Genomic DNA, 21,420 nt, shown 5'->3' with positions numbered 1-21,420 from the left:
GTCCTCCTCATTTCGCCCGGTCGGCTGGCGAGCCGGGCATCAGGTCATAGGGATGTTTCCATCCCGGTGTTTCGGAAATCCGGGTCAACCAAGCGTCGATATTCGGCCAGTCTGCCCGGTCAAAACCAAATGGCTCTGGGTAATAGAGATAGCTGCAACAGCTGAGATCGGCGTTGGTGAGGCCGTCGCCGACAATCCAGTCGCGCGCCTGCAAATGGGACTCGAGCACGCCATAAGCGGCTTTCAACCGGCCCTGAAAAAAGTCGATCACCGGACCGGGGCGGCGGTCCGGCGGCAGGAAGTTCATCAGAAACCGGGTGACGCCCGCCTGGCTTGAAAACTTGTGATTGTCCCAGAACACCCAACGCATGATTTCGCGCAATTCCTCGGCAGTTGTGCCGCCGAATTTTCCGGTCTTCTCGGTCACATACATCTGGATCACGCCGGATTGGGTCAGGCGGGTGTCACCGTCCACCAAAACCGGCACTTCGCCCATTTCGTTCAATGTTGTGCGATAATCCTCGCTTCGTGCGGCGCCGTTGAAGAAATCCACATAGACGGGTTCCCATTTCAGCCCGCTGAGTTGCAGCGCCAGCGCGGCCTTATAGGCATTTCCGGATTCACCGAAGCAATAGAGTTGCATAGTCATGAAAAAACCTCCTGTGAGCCGCCTGTTGCGGGTCTGGAATTTGCGTATTTGGAAAGAGAAGAAGGGCCGGGCGCCCGGTAACACACCATTAAGGTTAACTCGCTAGCGTCACAGTTGCGGTACAGGCTGGCGAGCCGATGACCGCAAGAGGAGAAGCCCCTGTGTCCCGCCGTTGGTCCGTCATACGACCGGGCCGGACATGGGGGTGGATCGCTCTGCGCATCTTCTTCTCTTTTCAAATACGCAAATGCGCGGGCCTCCGCCGCAGGGGGAACCTGAATGTGGCGGGTGGCATGTCCGATCATCTTTTTCGCGCGTCCAGTTCCGAATTGAACAGGCGCAGCCGGTGGGTCAGCGCCTCGTCATCGGTGATGCTGTCGAAATGTTCGAACACAAAGGACAGCGCCTCGCCTTCGTCCAACCCGGCGTTGTCCGCAAATCGACGTAAGCGGCGATAGCCGTCTTCGGTCATTGCGGCGTTGAAGCGGCGGGTCAGGCGAAAGCGTTTTGGCATTCTGCGTCTCCTTGTGCACAGTTGGGTTGGACCCACTCTGGCCTTAGAATTGCTCGGCTGCCAGTTCCATCACCGGGGCCGCGCCGCTTTGGATGCGCGCAAGATGCGTTGCGGTCATCGGCAGTTGCCGTGCCATGTAATACCGCCCGGTGGTCAGCTTCGCCTGATAGAAGGCGCTGTCTGACGCACCATTGGCCAGCGCATCCAGCGAGGCCTTGGCCATCCGGCCCCACATCAGCCCCAGGCAAACATGGCCAAACAGATGCATGAAGTCATAAGAACCGGCCAAGGCTTCGTTCGGGTTCTTCATGCCGTTTTGCATGAAATACATGCCCGCTGCCTGAAGATCCTTGGACGCGGCTTTCAGCGGTGTGACGAAATCCGACATGCCGTCGACTTCGCCGTTTTCCTTGCAGAAGGTTTTGACCATGTCGAAGAAGGCCATCACATGTTTGCCACCGTCGGCGGCAAGCTTGCGCCCCACCAGATCCAGCGCTTGAACACCGTTTGCGCCTTCGTAGATCATGGCTATCCGCGCATCGCGGGCAAACTGCGACATGCCCCATTCCTCGATATAGCCATGACCGCCATAGACCTGCTGCGCGGCAATCGTGCCGTCAAAGCCCTTGTCGGTCAGGAAGCCTTTGATCACCGGCGTCAGCAGCGATACCAGCCCTTCGGCGGCGGCGTCTTCTTTGCGATGTGCCTGGTCGATCAGGTTCGCCCCCCACAGACCGAAGGCTCGCGCGCCTTCGACAAAGCTTTTCTGGTCCATCAGGTTGCGGCGAATATCGGGGTGCACGATCAGCGGATCGGCGGGACCATCGGGATTTTCGGTGTCTGTCACGGCGCGGCCCTGAAGCCGGTCCTTGGCATAGGCCAGCGCATTGTCATAGGCGACAACCGCCTGACCCAACCCTTGCAGGCCGACGGCGATCCGGGCTTCGTTCATCATGGTGAACATGGCGCGCATGCCCTTGTGTTCGGTCCCCAGAAGGAAGCCGCGCGCATTGTCGTAATCCATCACACAGGTGGAATTGCCGTGGATGCCCATTTTCTCTTCGATCTTGCCAACCGACACGCCGTTGCGGTCGCCAAGGCTGCCATCCTCGTTCACCATGAATTTGGGCACGATGAACAGTGACACGCCTTTGATGCCTTCGGGGCCGCCGGGGATTTTCGCCAGCACCAGATGGATCACATTGTCCGACAGGTCGTGATCGCCAGCCGAGATAAAGATCTTTTGCCCGGTGATCGCGTAGCTGCCATCATCCTGCGGCTCTGCCTTGGTGCGCATCAGGCCCAGATCGGTGCCGCAATGCGGTTCGGTCAGGTTCATAGTGCCGGTCCAGTCACAGGTGACCATCTTTGGCAGATACATCGTCTTTTGCGCGTCGGTGCCATGGGCGTGGATCGCGGAATAGGCCCCATGCGTCAGGCCGGGATACATCTGAAACGCCATATTGGCCGAGGTCAGCATTTCGCCCACTGCGGTTTGCACCAGATAGGGCAGGCCCTGACCGCCGTATTCCGGGTCGCAATCCAAGGCGGTCCAGCCGCCGTTGCGCATCTGATCGAAAGCAGCTTTGAACCCTTTTGGCGTGCGCACTACGCCATTTTCCAACACACAGCCTTCGGTATCCCCAACCACGTTCAGCGGGGCAAGCACGTCGCGGGCGATTTTGCCCGCTTCTTCCAAGACGGCCCCGGTGAATTCGGCGTCCAGATCTTCGTAGCCTGGCACATCCTGAGTTGATGCATTCAGCACCTCATGCAGGACAAATTGCAGATCCTTGGTGGGGGGTGTGTAGCTGGGCATCGGGGGCTCCCTTGGAATTCTGGCTGGCGGTTACTCCGCCGCCTTGTTCTGGACAGACATGGAACCGATCATCTTTTCGGCCCATTTCAACTGGCCCTTCAGATCGGCGATATTCGCGTCGAGTTCGGCGCGTTGTTTTTCAAGTTCGGCCAACCGGGCGCTGGCCACTTCATAGGTCTTCAGCAATTGCGTGTTCTGTTGGTCACCAACGTCATACAGATCGAGCAGCTGGCGGATTTCTTCGAGTGAGAAACCAAACCGTTTGCCGCGCAGAATCAGTTTCAACCGGGCACGGTCGCGGCGGGTAAACAGCCGTTTCAATCCGTCACGAATTGGAAAAAGCAGCTCCTTTGCTTCATAAAACCTTAGGGTCCGCGGGGTCACATCAAATGCATCACACATTTCACGGATCGTCATTGTTGTTTCATTCATCACTGCACCTGAGATCGTTTGTCATCCCGGCTGAGTAATTAATCGTTCCCTATCTCTACAATGGGAAAAACAGGTGACGTAACTCAAACGCTACGTCACATTCAGGTTGACGTAAGATCAATGCGCGTCAAGCTGCAAGTGTGAAATTTTAGTTTGCCGCGCGTGCAGTTTGAGCGGCGAAAAAGGTCAGTCCGACTGAGCCAAACGCGCGGCGGTTTGCGCGCGTAGCTCTTTTAATTCGCGCACGGCTTCGTCCAGCTGTTGTTGTTGCTCGGCCAGGGCAATCAATTGCCGGTCCGCCATGCCAAGGAATACCTGCATCTGGGTTTCGGTGCCGTCGCGGTCATAGATCTGCAACCACTGGCGACATTCCTCAAGCGAGAAGCCGAACCGACGCCCGCGCATGACCAGTTCCATACGGGCCACTTCGCGGGCGCCATAAAACCGTGATCGCCCCTGACGCTCCGGTGCCAGCAGCTCGATATATTCATAATACCGCAGGGTGCGTGGTGTGACGTCGAACTTGGCACACATGTCTTTGAAACTCAGCTTGCTGTCGCTCATCTTGTCCTCATTTCGATCCGTCCGGGTTATCCGGGTCCACGCCTTCGCCGTTTCGGAATCAGGCAAGGATCAAACTCACCCGGCAGCGGTCATGGTCGAAAACTGATCCACGAACCGGCCGCTGCTCACACAGGGTACGCAATGCTCTGAACCGTTGCAATGTGGCAGGTGCCTTGCAACCCTGGATGCCGCCAGCGCATAACATAGCCATTCACCAAGGACGCATTCATGGCCCAGGACAAATTCAAAATTGCCCGTGATTTCATTCAGGCCATACCGCACGCGCGGGAATTGGCCATGGCGGTGACTGATATCGGCGACGGCACCGCGGAAATTACCATGCCATATGATTCCCGTTTTGTCGGCGATCCCAAGACCGGCGTCATTCATGGCGGCGCGGTTTCGGCGTTGATGGACACCTGCTGCGGCGCGGCTGTCATGACCCATCCTGACTGCCCCGGGGCGACGGCGACACTTGACCTGCGCATCGATTACATGCGGGCCGCCACACCGGGCCAGACCATCACGGCCCGCGCCGAATGTCATCAACTGACCCGGTCGGTCGCCTTTGTACGCGCCCAGGCTTTTGACGCTGACCTTGAACGACCGGTTGCCACCGCCACCGGGGCGTTTACCGTAGGATCCTGAACTGGGCTGCAAGAGGGCACACCGGATGCATCAGAACGGCCATGAACCCCTGCAGCAGGTGAAGCAACGCCGTGATGCTGCTTTGCATGCCCTGGCCAATGGCGTGCCCTATGCGCAGTATCTGGGCATCAAATTCGACCGCCGCGGGGATGAGCTGACAGCGATCCTGCCGTTTACGGACAAGCTGATTGGCAACCCACGTCTGCCGGCCCTGCATGGCGGGGTCACAGCGGCATTTCTGGAAGTGACGTCGATCATCAGTCTCAGCTGGTCTTTTCTCTGGGAAGAGGTCGAAAGCGGCGCTCTGCCATTACAGGATCTACAGACCGGTGATCTGCCACGTCCGCCGAAGACAATTGATTTCACCGTGGATTTCCTGCGCTCTGGTTTGCCGCGCGACAGCTATGCCCGTGCCAGCATCACCCGGTCGGGGCGGCGCTATGCCTCGGTGCATGTTGTGGGGTGGCAGGACAACCACAGCCGCCCCCATGCCCAGGCGACCGGGCATTTCCTGATGCCCCGCCGCGATTGACGCGACACCCGCCTCAGATCCCCTGATTGTGAAAGGTCCGACATGTCAGCTCAAACCCCGGCGGCCCGCGCGGAGGAGCCCCCCGCGCTAAGCCACCAACGTGTGCTGAAAATCGCCCTGCCGATCATGCTGGCCACGGTGACCGTGCCCATCCTTGGCGTGGTGGACACCGGTGTGGTGGGCCAGATCCCGCAGGCGGAACCAATTGCTGCTGTGGGGGTGGGGGCAATCATTCTGTCGGCCATCTATTGGGTGTTCGGTTTTCTGCGCATGGGCACAACCGGGTTGACCGCCCAGGCCGAAGGGCAGGGACAAGCCCCCGAGGTGGCCGCGCTGTTGACCCGGGCGCTGATGATCGGACTGGCCTGCGGGGTGCTGATCATTCTGCTGCAACCGCTGATCTATCGCGCCGCTTTTGTGCTGTCGCCGGCCTCGGCCGAGGTCGAGGGCCTGGCGCGTGGCTATATGCAGATCCGCATTTGGTCGGCCCCGGCGGCAATCGCCCTCTATGGCGTCACCGGCTGGCTTATTGCCAAGGAACGCGCCCGTGCGGTGCTGGTGCTGCAACTTTGGATGAACGGCGTGAACATCGGCCTCGACCTGCTGTTTGTGCTGGGCTTCGACTGGGGGGTGAACGGGATTGCGATCGCGACATTCATCGCGGAATGGAGCGGATTTGTGATGGGGTTGTGGCTGTGCCGATCCGCCTTCCGCCACCCGTCCTGGCGCGACTGGGCGCGGGTGTTCGACCGCCATCGCCTGCGCCGCATGGCTGTGGTCAATACCGATATCCTGATCAGATCGCTGATGCTGCAGGCGATCTTCGTCAGCTTTCTGCTGTTTGGCGGGCGGTTCGGGGATGTTACATTGGCCGCCAATCAGGTGCTTTTGCAATTTGTCTCGGTGACCGGCTATGCGCTGGACGGGTTTGCCTTCGCGGCCGAGGCATTGGTCGGGCGGGCCTTCGGGGCCGGCGCGGTGGCACCGCTGCGGCGTGCCTGTCTCCTGACCGGGTTTTGGGGGGCGATCCTGGTGGTGATCCTGATGGCGATTTTCTGGGTCTTCGGCCCCGATATCATCCACCTCATGGCCAAGGATCCCGGCGTGCGGGACACGGCCATCGCCTTTCTGCCCTGGATGGTGCTTGCGCCGCTGACTGGCGTGGCCTCCTGGATGCTCGACGGGATCTTCATCGGTGCAACCCGGTCGGCGGACATGCGCAACATGATGGCCATTTCGACCGCAATCTATTTCGCGGCAGTGTTCACATTGATGCCGGTGATGGGCTATGCCGGGCTCTGGCTGGCACTGCATATCTCTTTTGTGGCGCGTGGTGTCACCCTGTTGCTGCGCTATCCGGCGCTGGAAAAGGCCGCCCTGTCAGAGGCGCGCACCAGCTAGCCAAACCCGGTCCTTCTTCTGTTGAAAAATATCCCGGGGGAGTCCCAGCGGGACGGGGGCAGCGCCCCCAAGCCAGAGGATCAGCCCGCCAGGGTCTCGCGGATGATCCGCTCCAGCTTCTGCAACAGCTGTTGGTTGTCAAACCGCGCTTCGGCCACCGCCCGCGCGGCCATTGCCATCCCTGACCGATCCGGTGCCTGAAATGCTGCGGCTATCGCGGAGGCAAATCCGGCTTCGTCATGCTCATCGACCAACCAACCGGTCTCGCCCTCATCCACCGCTTCGGGAATGCCGGCGTGGCGGGTCGAAACCGTCAAACAGCCAGAGGCCATGGCCTCCTGAATGGCGGTGGGCAGACCTTCGGTGTTGCCATCCTCGGCGGTGATCGAATGCTGCAAAAAGAATTCGGTCGTGGCCAGTTTCGCGCGCACCACATCATGGGGTTGTGCGCCGTGGAATGTCACCTGATCCTCGGCCCCTGCCGCCGCGACAAGCGCCCTTGCGGGCGCGAGGAGCGGGCCGTCGCCAATGAAATCCAGATGCGCGCCCGCATTGGCCTTTGCCGCCAACAGAAACGCCCGCAGGGTCACCAGCGGCGCTTTCTTTTCGACCATCCGTCCCACGGCCAGACAGGACAGCGGCGCTTTTGCAGCCGGCTGAAACCGCCGCACATCCACACCAGAGGGGATCACATGGGCGTTTTCGTGGCGCACATCACGTGCCGCCAGATTGTCGAGCAGGAATTGCGACACCGAAAACACCCCCGCCAGACGCGGCATCATCTTGGCATAGGCGCCCGGGACATTGCCCTGGTTCAACGCCTTGGAGGCATCAGTGCCGCGAAAATAGCTGAAGCAGGGATGCCCAGCGCATTGGCCAGCGGCGCAATCGCCAGCGCCTGGGTGCCGAATTCAGCCAAAATGACCTCAATGCGCTCGGCACGCAAAAAGTCCGCCAGGTCGCGTTTCGCCTGGCCAAAGGGCAGGCGCCCGGTGCCATGGATCATCCGATTGGCGGCCATGACAAACGGCATCGCCACCCGGTCCACCATCGGCATGTCGCGACCACGCCGGTTGAAATAGGCCACATCAAAGGGGTTTTCGCCGTGATAGCGCCCACAGACCACCGCCGCCGCCCCGCCAAAAATATGCTGAATATGGCGGTTGATGAATGTCTCTCCGGGCAGATGGTATTCCCCGGTCACGATGCAGGTGCGCATGATCTGTTGTCCCGTAACTTGTGGCTTTGGCCTAGCAGCAGCCCTGTGTCGGGGCAAGCAGCGGCATCATTTGCCGCTTTTGAACAATCCACCTAGGGCGCTTTGAATAATGCCCCGCACCGAAGGCCGCGAGCTGCGCAGGAAGGGCACCGGGCGACAGACATCCATCGCGGCGACGCCAACGCGGGCGGTCAAGGCACCATTGACCATGCCCTCTCCGAACCGGCGCGACAGTTTGCCCAGCAGCGACCCGCCGAGCAGTGGTTCCAGCATGTCATCGCCCACCGCCACAGCACCGGTGGCCACCAGATGCGCCATGACCGCGCGGGTCAGCCGCCAGCTGCCCAATGTGCCGGACCGCCCGCCATAGATTTCGGCAATGCGGCGGATCATCCGCAGGTTGGCGGTCAGCGCGGTCGCCACATCGGCCAGCGCCAGCGGCACGATGGCCGTCACTGTGGCCACCTGACGTGCGGCGGCCTCGACCTCTCGTCGGGCGGCGGCATCCAATGGGGCCAGAAGATCCAATTCGACCTCCGCCAGCATCGCTTCGGCATCAAAGGAATCGGCCATGCCATCCTTGAGCTTTTCGCGGCCCCAGCGGGTGTCTTCGCGCCCGGAATAAAACCCGATCAGATCCTGCGCCAGCTTGCGTGCCGCCTTCAGGTCACTGTCGGCCAAAGCATCATCGGCGGCGCGGCGAAACCGATCGACCCGCCGCAAGCGGCCAAAGGCCGCAAGTTCCTTGATCGCGATAAGCAACATCACAAAGACCAACAGGCCGATGACCCCGGTAATCGCCCAGCCCAAAATCGGCTGGCGTGCAATCATCGCAGTGGCAAAATCCCAGGCCGCCACCGACACCGCCGCCCCGATCACCGCAACCAGCAATCCCCAGAACCAACGTGCCAGCCGCGAACCACGTCGCGCCGCCAGCACAGCTGCGGTCTGCATCGCCTGTCCCTGTGGCGTCGGGGGGCCAAGTTCCGGCACTGGTGGTGCCTCGGCGGGCGAGGGGGCGTCGTCTTCCAATTCGATCAGGACGGGTTTGCGGCTCATTTCGGGCGCTCCCAGGCAAAACGGACATCGGGCAGCTGTTCCTGATTGTCGGCGCCATCGGTTTCCTTGACCGCGACAAATCCCTCGCGCTCATAAAACCGGCGCGCCCCGGTATTGAGCTGGAAGGTCCAGAGCTCAAGCCGTGTCGCATCACGCATCGCTTCGCGCAGAAGCTGTTTGCCGACGCCTCTGCCCTGGGCGGTCGCGCGGACATACAGCGTGTTGATCTCTTCGCCGTCGCGGGCAATGAAGCCGACAATGCGCCCGTCATTGTTTTCCGCGACCCGCACCCAGCCCCGGTCGATCATCCGCCCGCAAAAGGCGATGTCCTGGGCTGCAGAATGCAAATGCGGCTTCCAGTCGGGCGCGGCATTGCCTTCGGTCATGATCTCGCCGATCTTGCCTGCGTCGGTGCTGCGGGCCGGGCGTATTTTCAAATTCATAACTTGTCCCCAATCAGGAATTGCGCCGCCCGGTCCAGCCGGATGTGCGGCGGGCCGTCGCCGGGTTTCAGGGTCAGTGGTGCCGGGGCAAAGCGCATGGATTGATAGTCGCCGTCAAGCCACCGCGTCGCCCCGTCGCGGGCCGGGCCCAGCAATGCATTGGGATCTTCTGGCAGCTCACCGGGGTACAGCGCGGCCTGTTTGCCGCTGTCCAACAGGATGCCCCGCACACAATCAAGGCTCTGGCCCTGATGCTCCAGCGTCTGTTCAGTGGTGGCACGCAGCGCCGCGATGGACATCGCCGCCGTCTCTGCCCCGGCAAAGCGCGCCCGGTCGCGCGCGTCACGCGTCAGCGCCTCCATGATTGCGGTCAGGCGCGCATGTTGGCCGTGGTGCAGATGGTCGGCCTTGGTCGCGGCAAACAGAATGCGTTCCACCCGTTTGCCCATCAACAGCCGGGTCAGGAAATCATTGCGACCGGGACGAAAGGCCGACAGGATGTCCGCCATGGCATGGCGCATATCCTCGACTGCCTGCGGGCCTTTGTTGATCGCGCCCAGCGCATCCACCAACACCACCTGCCGGTCAATCCGGGCGAAATGATCGCGAAAGAACGGTTTCACCACCTCGCGTTTATAGGCCTCATACCGCCGTTCCATTTCCCGCCATAGCGACCGGCGCGGCGGGCTGTCGGGTTTGGCCAGCGGCGCAAAGGTCAGCACCGGCGCCCCCGCCAGATCGCCGGGCAGGATGAACCGCCCCGGCGTGCAGTCATAAAACCCCGCTTCGCGCGCCGCGTTCAAATAGGTGGTAAACGCTTGGGCCAGCGCCTTTGCCGCAGGTTCTGCCATCATGTCCGCGCCATCGGTGCCAAGCGACAGCGCCATGAAATCAGCAGCGACCGGCCGGTCCTTGATCCTTTCCAGGGTCTCAATCGACCATTCCGCAAAGCTTTTGTCGAGCAAGGCCAGATCCAACAGCCATTCGCCGGGATAGTCGACAATGTCGAGGTGGATCACCCGCGGCCCTTGCAGCCCGGCCAGAAAACCGCCGGGCTGAACCTTGAGCGACAGGCGCAATTCGCTGACCGCGCGGGTGCTGTCGGGCCATTTCGGGCTGCGGGATGTCAGATCCCCGAGGTGGGTTTCATAGTCAAATCGCGGCACGGTATTGTCGGGCTGCGGTTGCAGATAGGCCGCCAGCACCCGCCCCTCAGAGGCGGCCACCACACCGGACATGCGACCCCGGTCCATCAGATTGGCCACCAGTGAGGTGATGAATACGGTCTTGCCGGATCGCGCAAGCCCCGTCACCCCAAGCCGTATCACCGGCTCGAACAGGGTGGAATTGACCGTATCTGTCACGGCCTCGACGCTGCGCAATACGCCGTCGGCAAGTGTGTTGATGATCAAATCCGTCCCTCGCAAATCACTTGGCCAAAGGATAGGCATCCGCGCCGCGCGTTACCAGAGGGGGCTTTGGGGGATTGTTCCCATCGGCGCGTCGGGGTAAGGCGCAGACATGCCCAGATATGCCTTGAAAGTCGAATATAACGGTGCCGGTTTTGTCGGCTGGCAGCGCCAGACCAACCTGCCGTCGGTGCAAGGCGCAATTGAAACGGCGCTGGCCCAGCTGGAGCCGGGCGCACATACCATAGCCGCCGCCGGGCGCACCGATGCCGGGGTTCATGCCCGCAGCCAGGTGGCCCATTGCGATCTGCAACGCGATTGGGATCCGTTTCGCCTGTCCGAAGCCTTGAACTATCACCTGCGCAAGGTGGCGGTGGCGATCCGGGATTGCGCCCGGGTGGAGGATGATTGGCACGCCCGGTTTTCAGCCCGCGAGCGGCGCTACTTCTTTCGCCTGTTGTCGCGTCGTGCGCCCGCCACGATGGAGGCCGGGCAGGTCTGGCAGGTCAAAAATTCGCTGGATCTTGCCGCGATGCAGGCCGGGGCGGCGCATTTGGTGGGCAAACATGATTTCACCACCTTCCGCTCGTCGATCTGTCAGGCAGAATCACCGGTCAAAACTCTGGATCGTCTGGATATTGCCAAGGTCGAAACCGCGGCGGGTTCCGAATTCCATTTTCATCTCGCGGCGCGCTCTTTTCTGCACAATCAGGTGCGCAGCTTCGTCGGCTCGCTCGAACGGGTCGGGTCCGGGTCATGGTCGCCGGATCAGGTGCGCACCGCATTGCTGGCGCGTGATCGCGCCGCCTGTGGTCCGGTGTGCCCGCCGCAGGGGCTCTACCTGGTTGGGGTGTCCTACCCCGAAGATCCGTTTGCCTGACGGAAAACCCCTTGCCGTGCGGGGGCATTGGCCCTATGAAACCCGCCATGACAGCCATGCAGCACATCCGACGAGATATCTGATCTCTTCCGCTTCGCGCCCTTGGGCGCGGATATGCTTGCCTGTTATCTCCCATCACAACTTGACTTGACCGCGTGCCCTTGGCACCAATCGGGCTTCTTTCAGAGGATACCTCCATGATCGCTTCCGTTCTGCCGACCTATAATCGGGCAAAATTGCATTTCGTCAAAGGCGAAGGCAGCTGGCTGATCGAAGAAGGCGGCCGCCGATTTCTCGACCTTGGCTCCGGTATTGCGGTCAATGTACTGGGCCATGCCCATCCCGCGCTGGTGTCGGCCCTGACCGACCAGGCCAATGCGCTTTGGCATGTCTCCAACCTCTATGAAATTCCCCAGCAAGAGGCACTGGCGCAGAAGCTGGTCGATGCCAGTTTTGCCGATACGGTGTTTTTCACCAATTCCGGCACAGAGGCCTGTGAACTGGCGGTCAAAATGGCGCGCAAGCACCATTATGAAAACGGCGCCGCACAGCGGGTCGATATCCTGACCTTTGACGGCTGTTTCCATGGCCGGTCTTCTGCGGCGATTGCCGCCTCTGGCTCGGAAAAGATGATCAAGGGCTTCGGCCCGGTCCTGCCCGGGTTTGTCCACCTGGCGTGGGACGACCTGGATGCGGTGAAATCGGCAATCACCGACACGACCTGTGCCATCATGATCGAACCCATCCAGGGCGAAGGCGGCATTCGCGTGGCCTCTGACAGCTTCCTGAAAGAGCTGCGGGCGCTGTGCGACGCGCATGGTGTCCTGCTGATTTTTGACGAAGTGCAATGCGGCATCGGGCGCAGCGGGCGGTTGTTTGCCCATGAATGGGCCGGTGTGACACCGGACATCATGATGGTGGCCAAGGGCATCGGCGGCGGCTTCCCGCTTGGCGCTGTGCTGGCAACAGAACAGGCCGCAAATGGCATGGTGGCTGGCACCCATGGCTCCACCTACGGGGGCAACCCGCTGGCCTGTGCCGTGGGCGGCGTTGTGATGGACCATGTCACCGATCCCGATTTCCTCGATGGCGTCAACCGCAAGGCCAGTTTGCTGCGGCAAAAGCTCGAGGCGCTGGTGGCCAGCCATCCGGGGGTGTTTTCCGGGGTGCGCGGGCAGGGGCTGATGCTGGGTTTGAAATGCGTTGTGCCTGCGGGTGATGTCGTGGCGGCGGGTTATGCGTCTGAGGTCATCACCGTGCCTGCCGCCGACAATGTCGTGCGCCTGCTGCCGCCCCTCAACATCACCGAAGACGACATCGCCCAGGCGATCTCGCGGCTCGACAGCGCGGCCACCGCGTTAAAAGCGTCCTGACCTTCTTCTGTTTGAAAATATCCCGGGGGTTTGGGGGCTGGCCCCCAATTCCGACATTAATCAAAAGCGAAACACCATGAAGCATTTCCTCGATATTCACAAAACCGATGCGGACGAGCTGCGTTCGATCATCACCAACGCCAGAGCGATGAAAGATGCCCGCCAGGGGCGCCCGCGCGGCGCGGCGGATGACACGCAACCGCTGGCCGGGCATATGGTGGCGTTGATTTTTGAAAAACCATCGACCCGGACCCGTGTCAGCTTTGATGTCGGTGTGCGCCAGATGGGCGGGGAAACCATGGTTCTGTCGGGCAATGACATGCAGCTGGGCCATGGTGAAACCATCGCGGATACCGCGCGGGTGCTGTCACGCTATGTCGATCTGATCATGATCCGCACCTTTGACGAATCGGTGCTGATGGAAATGGCGGAATATGCGGATGTGCCGGTGATCAACGGGCTGACCGATCGCACACATCCTTGCCAGATCATGGCCGACATCCTGACGTTCGAGGAACATCGCGGACCGATCAAAGGGAAAAAAGTCGTCTGGACCGGCGATGGCAACAACGTCTGTGCCTCTTTCCTGCATGCGGCGGGGCAGTTCGGGTTTGACATGGTCTTTACCGGTCCGGCGCAGCTTGACCCGGAGGCTGAATTTGTCGGTCTGGCCCGCCAGCAGGGGGTCAGCGTAACCATCGAGCGTGATCCCTATCGCGCGGTGGCCGGGGCCGATCTGATTGTGACCGACACCTGGGTGTCGATGCATGACAGCCAATCGTCGAAGGAACGCCGTCACAACATGCTGCGGCCTTATCAGGTGAATGCGGATCTGATGCGGCAGGCCAAACCGGATGCCCTGTTCATGCATTGCCTGCCTGCCATCGCGAAGAAGAGGCGACCTCTGAAATCATGGATGGCCCGAATTCGGTGGTGTTTGACGAGGCTGAAAACCGCCTGCACGCGCAAAAAGCCGTCATGCGCTGGTGTTTGGGCGTCTGAGCCCTGCAACAAACGCTCTTTGCCCGCCGCTGGGCGCATCGCGGCGGGCACTTTGGCTTAGAGGTTGCGCAGAATTTCGCGCAGGCCGGGTTCCTCGACCATCATGGCGGCTTTGTCGGGTGTGACCCATTTGCGGATCCGTTCCCCGGCTTCGGGAAATGTCTCGGCAAGGCTGGCCACCCGGATTTTGTAGACCTGAGTTTGCACAATCACCGCAAGATCTGCTGACATGCGTTTGAGGTACTGAAAACTGCCGACGGGCCGTTTTTTCACTTTGACCGGTTTGACACCGGCCTCTTCCCAGGCCTCTTGCGCTGCGGTGCCCGGGCCGTCCAGCCCGTCGATCGGCCAGCCTTTGGGCAGCACCCAACGTCCGGTATCGCGGCTGGTGATCAACAAGACACGGCGCTTCTTGCCAGAGCCGCGCAAACATAGCGCTGCGATCTGGTGTTGGTTTTCTCGATCAGGAATAGCAGGCGACCTCTTTGGATCTCCGGCCTGAATTAAACTCGTCATACACAATTTGCTCGTTCATTACGTCTCTTGTATCTCCAAGGTATATACGTTTCTGCCCTGGAAATCCAGACCGTTGCGATAATGGGTGGTGCTTTCGAGAAATTTGATTGATTTTGGCTGACATCAACAGAGTATAGGAAACCGACATGACGTCCCAGATCGGCATTTACGGGCTTGGCACCATGGGCAGCGCCCTGGCGTTGAATATGGCGGACAAAGGCATTCAGATCGCGGTCTCGAACCGCTCTGCTGCGGCGGTGCCCGAATTTCTGGCCGAGGCCGGGCAATTGGCGGACCGCATCGCGGGGTATGACAGTCTTGAGGCGATGATCGAGGCATTGCCGTGCCCGCGCACCATTTTGTTCATGATACCGTCAACCGGACCGATGGACGACATGATGGATCATGTCATTCCCTTGTTGTCGGCGGGGGACACGGTGATTGACGCAGGCAATGCCGATTTCCACGCGACGCGGGCGCGGTCCCAACGGCTGGCGGAACATGATCTGCATTTTGTTGGCATGGGCGTGTCCGGCGGCGAAGAAGGCGCGCGCGTCGGCCCGTCGATGATGGTCGGTGGCACCGTGCATAGCTGGGGGCTGTTGCAGCCGGTTGCCGAAGCGATTGCAGCCAAATTCGAGGGCGCGCCCTGTGTTGCGCATCTCGGGCCGGACGGGGCGGGGCATTTCGTGAAAATGGTCCACAATGGCATTGAATATGCCGACATGCAGGCGATTGCAGAGGTGTACGGCCTGCTGCGTTTTGGCGCGGGACAGGAGCCTGCGGCCATTGCCGCACATTTTGCCACTTGGAACGAAGGCCCGCTGCAAAGCTTTCTGACCGAAATCACCGCCAAGACGCTGGCCTCGACCGATGACCAGACCGGGCAACCGATGGTGGATGTGATTGTCGACAGCGCCGGCCAAAAAGGCACCGGCCGTTGGACGGTGATCGAGGCGCTGAAGCTTGGGCAATCGGCCAACACCATCGAAGCGGCGGTGGGCGCGCGTATCTGGTCCGCGCAGCGGAGCCGTCGCGCGGCGGCTGCGGAGCTGTTCGACGGGCCGGGCGCACTTGCCCCGCTGTCGGATGACGATCTTGAAAAGGCGCTGCTTGCCACCCGTATTCTGGGCCATTCCCAGGGGTTTGATGTCATGCAGGCCGGGTCGGATGAATATGGCTGGGATCTGGACATGGGGCAAATTGCCCGGATCTGGCGGGCGGGCTGTATCATTCGGTCGGCGCTTCTGGATGTGATTTCCGAGGCCTATGCGGATGCGGTGCCGGAGCAAACATTGATGTTGGCCCCGGCGATGCGCGACCGTCTGGCAGAGACACTTCCGGCGCTGCGGCGGGTGGTCGGGGCCGCCGTTGCGGCGGGATACCCGTTGCCGGTGATGTCAGCGGCCTTGACCTGGTATGATGCTATGCGTCAGGCGCGCGGCTCTGCGGCGATGATTCAGGCCCAGCGCGATTTCTTTGGCCATCATGGTTTTGCGCGGTTTGATTCCGACGGTGCGCATCATGGCAGTTGGACGCGCTAAGGCGTTTCGACAGGGGAAGGGGCGGAGCATTGTGCGCGGCCCGTCACCTCTGCCCATGACTTCTGCCTGTGACTTCTGGCAGAGACAGAAAGTGTTGCGGGGCGTCCGATACAAAGGCGCCCCGCAAACGTTTAATGGGCCGGTTTGATAAAGGTGTCGTTGCGCAATTCTGCAAACGCCTGCATCAGCTCTTCGCGCGTGTTCATGACGATGGGCCCGTGCCAGGCCACAGGTTCCTGGATCGGCGCGCCTGAAATCAGCAGAAACCGGATGCCTTCGGGGCCGGCCTGCACCGTGACCTTATCCCCGGTGCCAAACCGGATCAGCGTGCGGTTGCCGGACAGGTCGCGAATGTTCACTTCCTGACCTGCGACTTCCTTTTCCAGCAATACGCCCGTGGGACCAGAGGCATCGGCAAACGCGCCAGCCCCGTCAAACACATAGGCAAATGCCCGGCGATAGGTGTCGATCCTGAACGTTTTTTTCACCCCGGCCTGCACCGTTATGTCAAGGTACTGAGGATCGGCGGCAATGCCATCCACCGGGCCACGCTGGCCCCAGAAGGCACCGGTGATCACCTTGACGCGTGTGCCATCGTCATCCACCACTTCGGGGATGTCGGAGCCTTGGATGTCCTGATAGCGCGGCGCGGTCATCTTCAGCGAAGAGGGCAGGTTGGCCCAAAGCTGAAAGCCATGCATCTGGCCTTTGGCGTTCCCTTTTGGCATTTCCTGATGCAGGATGCCCGACCCGGCGGTCATCCATTGCACCGACCCGGCGCCAAGCGTGCCGGAATTGCCAAGACTGTCGCCATGGTCCACCGTGCCATTCAGCACATAGGTGATGGTTTCAATCCCGCGATGGGGGTGCCAGGGAAATCCGGCGGTGTAATCTTCTGGCCGATCGCCGCGAAAATCATCAAACAACAGGAACGGATCCAGCTCGGATGGATCCTGAAATCCGAAAGCGCGGTGCAGCTTCACGCCTGCCCCTTCGGTTGTGGGAATGGCTTTGCGGGTCTCCAGAGTGGGTCTGAGGGACATGTCTGTCTCCTTTGCTCATGCGGTTGGCATAAAGATAGACCTGCGCATTCATTTCGGCAAATCCTTCCGCTGAACTGTCACTGTGCGTCAGTTCACAGGTTAGCCTGTTATCGGCCCCCCTCGCGTCTGGAAGATATCCGGGCTATAGGGCGAAGCGAAAGAGCGGTCGGGAGAGAATGATGTCAGAGGTTGTTGCGGAACTGCGGGCGTCCGCAGTGCGTCGGGTGATTGGCGTGGTGATGATGTTCGCGCTTGGGGCGCTGTTGCTTTACCTCGCGCTTGCCAATTCCTTTTCCAATCTGCTGTGGCAGGTTTTGTTGATTGCCTTGGCTGCGGGCGCGATGTTTGCCGCCATGCGGATGCAGCGCGCCACATCGCTGGTGTTGAGTTTGACCGACACGGGGCTGTATGATTCCGACGGTCTGTTGATTGCCGAATATGACAATATCGAAGCGGTCGAACGCGGCATGCTGGCATTCAAACCGTCCAACGGTTTCATGATCCGCACCAAGACGCCACAGGCGCGGCGCTGGCGTCCGGGGCTCTATTGGATCATGGGGCGGCGTATCGGAATCGGCGGCGTGACGGCGGCATCGCATTCGAAATTCATGGCCGACATGATGAACATGAAACTGTCCGAACGCGCAGGGCGGTTGTAATCACTTTAACAGGCCGGGCATTTCTGCCCGGCCTGCCGCTGGCCACTTCCTGTCTGGAAAGAGAGCAGATTGGGGGTTAGTTCCCCAACCAGACAAGTTGAGGCGCAAAACGTGGGCGTGTGAAGACACGTGAATTCATCACATGGTCTTCAAACCCCAGGTCAATCGGCCATTCGTAGTTCAGAAAGCTGTCCACAACGATCAGCTGCTCGGCGTTCACCATCACGGGCAGCATCGCTTGCGCGTTGATCAGATCGCTGTCGGTCAACGGTTGGGCATGCGCGCCGCGCACCTGGCTCCATTCGATTTCATAGCGATCGTCGCGGCCATTGTAGGACACCACGGAAACCCGCAGCGTGCTTTCGGCGTCACTTGACCCGGTCAGAAAGGTGAACAGCGACTTGGCGCTGTCGACATAAACCGGGGTGATATAGTTGGTTTCCCGCGAAAGCATGTCGCTGATAGTAAAGGTCGCCTTGTCGCCCAGGCTGTCTTTGCGGAATGCATCGTAGAAGGCCATTGTGGCCACGATGGTCGCCAGCAGGAACGGCAGGAAGATCATGGCCTCGACATTGACGCCGCCGCGCGCATCCGTGCCAAATTTGCGCAAATGAAGCGAGAGTTTGTTAAGAATTTTAACGATCATACCTGTTACCTCGGTTCTTGAACAAAGGAGGTGGCGGCAAGCAGCGCATAGTCACCTGCTTGATCCTTGTGCACGGCCTCTGCCCACCAGGTCAGCGGAAAGATGGGCGAGATCTTGGCGCAGGCCCGCATCACCATCAGCTGGTTTTCCAGACCGTTTTCAAAGGCGCGGACCGGGGCGACCTCTAGCGAGTTGTCGGTGCAATCCGCAGTGGCGGGAAGGGCGGCCCAATTGCGCAGATCACGTTGCACCATTTCCAGACGCAGGTTTTCTTCACAGTTTGGCAGGATCACCGCACGGTCACAGATCATATCCTTGATCTGGGAATGCTGCGGGGCGCTGCCGGTGCTGAGACGAATGGTGCGCACCACCTGATCCAATGCACGTTCAAGCATGGTGGCCCGTGCGGTGTAGGCCCCGACCTCCAATGCGGCCAGCAGGGTGAAAATGATCAGCGGCAACCAGATGGCAAAGGCCACTGTTTCGACCGAACCGGCCTCGTCCCGGCGGAAACGGCGCAGATATTGGTTTATCCGATGGGTCATTGGGTCAACCTCAATTGAGAGATGGTGCGGGCAATGGATGCAAAGGCATCCGAGATTTCCACGCCCTGCACGTCAAAGTAATGCGAAGGAGAGGAGGCACAGTCCTGCATGGCGTCCAACCCACGCTGTGGCGCTTCAAATCCGATGGCAAAGACCACAATCCCTGCATCTCTGGCACCTTGGCAGATGGTCTCCAGGCGAGCGTCGGCATGGTCCGCGCCGACAATGCTTTCATAGGCGTAATATTCGTCACGATAGTCGCCATAAGGGATCTGGCCGTTCTGATAGGGCGTGCGGAAGAATTTATAGGCGCGCGCACGGGTGCCCCAGCGGGCGAATACCTCTGCGTTCGACATTTGCCGGGCCGAGTTGCCGCCATCGGGGGTCGTGCGATATTTGTAGCTGTAGTAGGAGTTTTCGTAGCGGTCCCAGTAATAGACGTCTGCGTCGGTGCCCGGCAGGTCAATGATCCGCGAGGAAAACCGATCGTTTGACGCATCGTTGTCACCGCGATCATCAATAAAGATTTGCGACATGCCGGTCTGATAGGCGGGCTTCAGGTCGTATTCGGTGGTATTGGCCCCGTCGGTCATCAGCACGATGATCTTGAGCGTATCCATGTCTGTGAAGGCCACAGGGCGTCCAGAGACAACCTGGTCGATATGACCATCGCTGATCATGTCGGTCACAAGGTCCTGGGCACTGGGGTCCAGCAGCGCCGTGCCCCATTTCATCCCCAGGTCGATGGCGGTGTTGCCGCCAGCGCCCAAGGCGTCGATATGCGCGTTCAGGGCATCCGCATCATTGCTGTGCACCAGCATAGATCCGTAATCGTCATCCGGGCACCAGGAATTGGTAATCGCGGTCGAATTTTCATTGGAACTGTTCATGTCGAAGTGGCTCAACCGATCCAGTTCCGCCGTGCGGGAAATGCCCAGGGTGTTGAAGGCACTGTCGGGAAACACCGCGCAGCTGGAATAGTTATGTTCCGCCGAGAGGTTGAAATACTGGGAGACGATGGAGCCCAGATTTACGGTGGCGTTATAGCTGACCAGGTTCACGGTGGTCAGGCTGGGCGAATTGCGGGCTGGATCACTGCGTCGACAAATTCACGTGCTGCGGCGCGCAGGTTCTGGATCTTGTTGTTCGATCCCATCGACCCCGACCGGTCCAACACAAGCGAGATTTCCACATTGGCCATGATCTCTGTGGCCTGACCGGCAGCGGGGGCAACCATTTCGTCGATGCCAATGATCCCCAGAAACAGGGAATCCGAAGTTTGCGACGCAGTGGCGGTCACGGTCCGGTAGCTGACGCCATCATCCACCGTGGTTGAGGTCAATGTATCGGCCACACCGGATTTGGTGAAATAGTCTTGCACCACCGAAGCCGGATCAAGTTCCTGTTCCAGGTCGGCAGCCGCCAGAACCGCCCGGTCGAGCGTGCCCTGAAGCTTTGTGCGTTTCATTTCGTTCATCATCAGATCGACGCCGAAGCCACAGATGGCAATGATGCCGACAAAGATGATCATCGCCAGAACCGTGATGGTGCCGGTTTCGTCGGAACGAAAGCTTTTTGTTCGTGCTGTGACCCTTCCCCCCAGGAAGACAGCGGACCGCAGGTGTCCAATTGCATTCGAAATTCCTCATTACAATTGCCCGGCCTTCACCAGTGTGTCGCCAAAAGGGCGGGTGCAGATTGCGGCGCTGGGCAGACTTCGCGCTGCAGTCTGTTGTGCGGGAAGAAGGCGGCGGAAATATGGCAAGCCTTTGTCAAATAAGGGGTTTTTGTCTCTTGTTGCGCATTAGTGGGCGGGGGTTTCCGGTATTGTCCGGGCAATAGAAACAAATTGAACCTTTTTTGGCGGAAATTGTGCCCTGTTGTGGCGGCCACCGGGCGGGGTGCCACATTCCGGTTTCTGATCCTGATGTGCTGACCCCGATTTGTTGATACTGGTCTGCTGATATTGGTTTGCTGGCACTGGTCTGCTGAAACTGGCCCGGCGGGTCTGGTCTGGCGGTGCCGGTCCGGCGGGTCTGGCTCGCCGCACCCGAGCAGGCAAGTTCTGTTTCACAAAGTTTTTTCACCGTGTGAAGCAATCAGAAAAGAATTCACTCGCAACTCTTAACTATGACGTCATAGGCTTGGTTCAAAAACAAAATAGATGGCGAGTCACACATCACTTAACGGAGGACACCCTATGCAGCCTGCCAATGAGCCGACATTTCGCGAAAGCGTGGATCTGATGTTCAATCGCGCCGTGGCGCTGATGGACCTTCCACCGGGGCTGGAAGAGAAAATCCGGGTCTGCAACGCCACTTATACCGTGCGTTTTGGCGTGCGCCTGCGGGGGCGTATCCAGACCTTTACCGGCTATCGGTCCGTGCATTCCGAACATATGGAACCGGTCAAAGGCGGTATTCGCTATTCCAACGCGGTCAATCAGGACGAGGTCGAGGCGCTTGCCGCTTTGATGACCTATAAATGCTCTCTGGTCGAAGCGCCGTTTGGCGGCTCCAAGGG

General features: G+C 60.0%; 24 protein-coding genes and 1 pseudogene. 9 read left to right on the top strand and 16 right to left on the bottom strand.

From position 1 onward, the window contains the following. Positions 1 to 7 precede the first annotated feature (7 nt). The 5 genes from AC0L4F_RS22720 to AC0L4F_RS22700 form a co-directional block, all read right to left on the bottom strand. Entirely contained in the window at positions 8 to 649 is a 642-nt protein-coding gene (locus AC0L4F_RS22720; RefSeq protein WP_244691690.1) for a glutathione S-transferase family protein, read from the bottom strand. A gap of 301 nt (positions 650 to 950) precedes the next feature. Further along, a complete protein-coding gene (locus tag AC0L4F_RS22715; RefSeq protein ID WP_244691688.1) occupies positions 951 to 1,163 on the bottom strand; it encodes a hypothetical protein in 213 nt (70 codons plus the stop codon). Between the two features lie 43 nt (positions 1,164 to 1,206). Further along, positions 1,207 to 2,982: an acyl-CoA dehydrogenase C-terminal domain-containing protein gene (locus tag AC0L4F_RS22710; RefSeq protein ID WP_244691685.1), complete on the bottom strand. Its 1,776-nt coding sequence runs from the start codon at positions 2,980 to 2,982 to the stop codon at positions 1,207 to 1,209. A gap of 30 nt (positions 2,983 to 3,012) precedes the next feature. Then, positions 3,013 to 3,414: a MerR family transcriptional regulator gene (locus AC0L4F_RS22705; RefSeq protein ID WP_244691683.1), complete on the bottom strand. Its 402-nt coding sequence runs from the start codon at positions 3,412 to 3,414 to the stop codon at positions 3,013 to 3,015. A gap of 186 nt (positions 3,415 to 3,600) precedes the next feature. Next, entirely contained in the window at positions 3,601 to 3,978 is a 378-nt protein-coding gene (locus AC0L4F_RS22700) for a MerR family transcriptional regulator (RefSeq protein WP_244691681.1), read from the bottom strand. Between the two features lie 228 nt (positions 3,979 to 4,206). On the opposite strand from AC0L4F_RS22700, the gene AC0L4F_RS22695 reads away from it, so the two are divergent. Genes AC0L4F_RS22695 through AC0L4F_RS22685 form a run of 3 tightly spaced genes read left to right on the top strand, consistent with a single transcriptional unit; the run spans position 4,207 to position 6,559 of the window. After that, positions 4,207 to 4,626, top strand: a complete 420-nt coding sequence (locus AC0L4F_RS22695; RefSeq protein ID WP_244691679.1) for a PaaI family thioesterase — start codon at positions 4,207 to 4,209, stop codon at positions 4,624 to 4,626. A gap of 25 nt (positions 4,627 to 4,651) precedes the next feature. Continuing rightward, entirely contained in the window at positions 4,652 to 5,158 is a 507-nt protein-coding gene (locus AC0L4F_RS22690) for a PaaI family thioesterase (RefSeq protein ID WP_244691677.1), read from the top strand. A 42-nt stretch (positions 5,159 to 5,200) separates the two neighbouring features. After that, positions 5,201 to 6,559, top strand: coding sequence for an MATE family efflux transporter (locus AC0L4F_RS22685; RefSeq protein WP_244691675.1), 1,359 nt, complete (start codon positions 5,201 to 5,203; stop codon positions 6,557 to 6,559). A gap of 80 nt (positions 6,560 to 6,639) precedes the next feature. On the opposite strand, the gene AC0L4F_RS22680 is transcribed toward AC0L4F_RS22685, so the two are convergent. The 5 genes from AC0L4F_RS22680 to AC0L4F_RS22660 form a co-directional block, all read right to left on the bottom strand. Continuing rightward, the gene (locus tag AC0L4F_RS22680) at positions 6,640 to 7,377 is read right to left on the bottom strand and encodes a glycosyltransferase (protein WP_348524150.1); all 738 of its coding nucleotides are present in this window, start codon (positions 7,375 to 7,377) and stop codon (positions 6,640 to 6,642) included. Beyond that, positions 7,374 to 7,778: an HAD family hydrolase gene (locus AC0L4F_RS22675; RefSeq protein ID WP_348524149.1), complete on the bottom strand. Its 405-nt coding sequence runs from the start codon at positions 7,776 to 7,778 to the stop codon at positions 7,374 to 7,376. The genes AC0L4F_RS22680 and AC0L4F_RS22675 overlap by 4 nt, the downstream gene beginning before the upstream one ends. A 66-nt stretch (positions 7,779 to 7,844) precedes the next feature. Then, complete coding sequence (locus AC0L4F_RS22670) at positions 7,845 to 8,837, bottom strand: YcjF family protein (RefSeq protein WP_244691673.1); 993 nt, start codon at positions 8,835 to 8,837, stop codon at positions 7,845 to 7,847. Further along, positions 8,834 to 9,280: a GNAT family N-acetyltransferase gene (locus AC0L4F_RS22665; protein ID WP_244691671.1), complete on the bottom strand. Its 447-nt coding sequence runs from the start codon at positions 9,278 to 9,280 to the stop codon at positions 8,834 to 8,836. Before AC0L4F_RS22665 ends, AC0L4F_RS22670 begins: the two co-directional genes overlap by 4 nt. Next, positions 9,277 to 10,692, bottom strand: coding sequence for a YcjX family GTP-binding protein (locus tag AC0L4F_RS22660; protein WP_244691669.1), 1,416 nt, complete (start codon positions 10,690 to 10,692; stop codon positions 9,277 to 9,279). Before AC0L4F_RS22660 ends, AC0L4F_RS22665 begins: the two co-directional genes overlap by 4 nt. Positions 10,693 to 10,801: 109 nt before the next feature. On the opposite strand from AC0L4F_RS22660, the gene truA reads away from it, so the two are divergent. The 3 genes and pseudogenes from truA (at position 10,802) to argF (ending at position 13,944) form a co-directional block, all read left to right on the top strand. Further along, the gene (gene truA / locus AC0L4F_RS22655; protein WP_244691667.1) at positions 10,802 to 11,569 is read left to right on the top strand and encodes a tRNA pseudouridine(38-40) synthase TruA; all 768 of its coding nucleotides are present in this window, start codon (positions 10,802 to 10,804) and stop codon (positions 11,567 to 11,569) included. Positions 11,570 to 11,766: 197 nt separating this feature from the next. Beyond that, complete coding sequence (locus AC0L4F_RS22650) at positions 11,767 to 12,942, top strand: aspartate aminotransferase family protein (RefSeq protein ID WP_244691665.1); 1,176 nt, start codon at positions 11,767 to 11,769, stop codon at positions 12,940 to 12,942. A gap of 76 nt (positions 12,943 to 13,018) precedes the next feature. Continuing rightward, positions 13,019 to 13,944: pseudogene (argF, locus tag AC0L4F_RS22645) on the top strand (ornithine carbamoyltransferase). A gap of 57 nt (positions 13,945 to 14,001) precedes the next feature. On the opposite strand, the gene AC0L4F_RS22640 reads toward argF, so the two are convergent. Continuing rightward, positions 14,002 to 14,460: an NUDIX hydrolase gene (locus tag AC0L4F_RS22640; RefSeq protein ID WP_473447067.1), complete on the bottom strand. Its 459-nt coding sequence runs from the start codon at positions 14,458 to 14,460 to the stop codon at positions 14,002 to 14,004. A 146-nt stretch (positions 14,461 to 14,606) separates the two neighbouring features. On the opposite strand from AC0L4F_RS22640, the gene gndA reads away from it, so the two are divergent. Further along, on the top strand, positions 14,607 to 16,004 hold the full coding sequence (gene gndA / locus AC0L4F_RS22635; RefSeq protein WP_244691661.1) for an NADP-dependent phosphogluconate dehydrogenase: 1,398 nt from the start codon (positions 14,607 to 14,609) through the stop codon (positions 16,002 to 16,004). A 131-nt stretch (positions 16,005 to 16,135) separates the two neighbouring features. Here gndA and AC0L4F_RS22630 read toward each other — a convergent pair whose 3' ends face one another. Next, positions 16,136 to 17,047: a pirin family protein gene (locus AC0L4F_RS22630; RefSeq protein ID WP_244691659.1), complete on the bottom strand. Its 912-nt coding sequence runs from the start codon at positions 17,045 to 17,047 to the stop codon at positions 16,136 to 16,138. A 179-nt stretch (positions 17,048 to 17,226) separates the two neighbouring features. Between AC0L4F_RS22630 and AC0L4F_RS22625 the strand changes: the two genes are divergently transcribed. Then, a complete protein-coding gene (locus AC0L4F_RS22625; protein WP_244691657.1) occupies positions 17,227 to 17,706 on the top strand; it encodes a hypothetical protein in 480 nt (159 codons plus the stop codon). Between the two features lie 76 nt (positions 17,707 to 17,782). Here the strand turns inward: AC0L4F_RS22625 and AC0L4F_RS22620 are convergent, their stop codons facing one another. The 4 genes from AC0L4F_RS22620 to AC0L4F_RS22605 are packed head-to-tail and all read right to left on the bottom strand — an operon-like array spanning position 17,783 to position 20,443. After that, a complete protein-coding gene (locus AC0L4F_RS22620; RefSeq protein WP_244691655.1) occupies positions 17,783 to 18,352 on the bottom strand; it encodes a TadE/TadG family type IV pilus assembly protein in 570 nt (189 codons plus the stop codon). A gap of 5 nt (positions 18,353 to 18,357) precedes the next feature. Continuing rightward, positions 18,358 to 18,897 carry a TadE/TadG family type IV pilus assembly protein gene (locus tag AC0L4F_RS22615; protein ID WP_244691652.1) on the bottom strand — a complete coding sequence of 180 codons (540 nt, stop codon included), beginning with the start codon at positions 18,895 to 18,897 and terminating at the stop codon, positions 18,358 to 18,360. Beyond that, positions 18,894 to 19,958, bottom strand: coding sequence for a hypothetical protein (locus AC0L4F_RS22610; protein WP_244691650.1), 1,065 nt, complete (start codon positions 19,956 to 19,958; stop codon positions 18,894 to 18,896). The genes AC0L4F_RS22615 and AC0L4F_RS22610 overlap by 4 nt, the downstream gene beginning before the upstream one ends. A gap of 5 nt (positions 19,959 to 19,963) precedes the next feature. Further along, entirely contained in the window at positions 19,964 to 20,443 is a 480-nt protein-coding gene (locus AC0L4F_RS22605) for a Tad domain-containing protein (protein WP_348524160.1), read from the bottom strand. Positions 20,444 to 21,097: 654 nt separating this feature from the next. Between AC0L4F_RS22605 and AC0L4F_RS22600 the strand changes: the two genes are divergently transcribed. Then, positions 21,098 to 21,420: Glu/Leu/Phe/Val dehydrogenase dimerization domain-containing protein (locus tag AC0L4F_RS22600; RefSeq protein WP_280520741.1), on the top strand; the 323-nt coding region annotated here is incomplete at its 3' end.

The organism is Marinovum sp. J2-8 (assembly GCF_055808435.1).
The sequence above is the reverse complement of the archived record's forward strand: the minus strand, read 5'-3'. Positions and strand labels throughout refer to the sequence as shown.

Excerpts from the sequence above, each read along its gene's own strand:
- AC0L4F_RS22675 (WP_348524149.1), bottom strand. The coding sequence starts at position 7,778 with ATGCGCACCTGCATCGTGACCGGGGAATACCATCTGCCCGGAGAGACA.
- AC0L4F_RS22665 (WP_244691671.1), bottom strand. The coding sequence starts at position 9,280 with ATGAATTTGAAAATACGCCCGGCCCGCAGCACCGACGCAGGCAAGATC.
- AC0L4F_RS22720 (WP_244691690.1), bottom strand. The coding sequence starts at position 649 with ATGACTATGCAACTCTATTGCTTCGGTGAATCCGGAAATGCCTATAAG.
- AC0L4F_RS22705 (WP_244691683.1), bottom strand. The coding sequence starts at position 3,414 with ATGAATGAAACAACAATGACGATCCGTGAAATGTGTGATGCATTTGAT.
- AC0L4F_RS22710 (WP_244691685.1), bottom strand. The coding sequence starts at position 2,982 with ATGCCCAGCTACACACCCCCCACCAAGGATCTGCAATTTGTCCTGCAT.
- AC0L4F_RS22715 (WP_244691688.1), bottom strand. The coding sequence starts at position 1,163 with ATGCCAAAACGCTTTCGCCTGACCCGCCGCTTCAACGCCGCAATGACC.
- truA (WP_244691667.1), top strand. The coding sequence starts at position 10,802 with ATGCCCAGATATGCCTTGAAAGTCGAATATAACGGTGCCGGTTTTGTC.
- AC0L4F_RS22630 (WP_244691659.1), bottom strand. The coding sequence starts at position 17,047 with ATGTCCCTCAGACCCACTCTGGAGACCCGCAAAGCCATTCCCACAACC.
- AC0L4F_RS22615 (WP_244691652.1), bottom strand. The coding sequence starts at position 18,897 with ATGACCCATCGGATAAACCAATATCTGCGCCGTTTCCGCCGGGACGAG.
- AC0L4F_RS22700 (WP_244691681.1), bottom strand. The coding sequence starts at position 3,978 with ATGAGCGACAGCAAGCTGAGTTTCAAAGACATGTGTGCCAAGTTCGAC.
- AC0L4F_RS22690 (WP_244691677.1), top strand. The coding sequence starts at position 4,652 with ATGCATCAGAACGGCCATGAACCCCTGCAGCAGGTGAAGCAACGCCGT.
- AC0L4F_RS22640 (WP_473447067.1), bottom strand. The coding sequence starts at position 14,460 with ATGACGAGTTTAATTCAGGCCGGAGATCCAAAGAGGTCGCCTGCTATT.
- AC0L4F_RS22650 (WP_244691665.1), top strand. The coding sequence starts at position 11,767 with ATGATCGCTTCCGTTCTGCCGACCTATAATCGGGCAAAATTGCATTTC.
- AC0L4F_RS22625 (WP_244691657.1), top strand. The coding sequence starts at position 17,227 with ATGTCAGAGGTTGTTGCGGAACTGCGGGCGTCCGCAGTGCGTCGGGTG.
- AC0L4F_RS22685 (WP_244691675.1), top strand. The coding sequence starts at position 5,201 with ATGTCAGCTCAAACCCCGGCGGCCCGCGCGGAGGAGCCCCCCGCGCTA.
- AC0L4F_RS22670 (WP_244691673.1), bottom strand. The coding sequence starts at position 8,837 with ATGAGCCGCAAACCCGTCCTGATCGAATTGGAAGACGACGCCCCCTCG.
- AC0L4F_RS22620 (WP_244691655.1), bottom strand. The coding sequence starts at position 18,352 with ATGATCGTTAAAATTCTTAACAAACTCTCGCTTCATTTGCGCAAATTT.
- gndA (WP_244691661.1), top strand. The coding sequence starts at position 14,607 with ATGACGTCCCAGATCGGCATTTACGGGCTTGGCACCATGGGCAGCGCC.
- AC0L4F_RS22695 (WP_244691679.1), top strand. The coding sequence starts at position 4,207 with ATGGCCCAGGACAAATTCAAAATTGCCCGTGATTTCATTCAGGCCATA.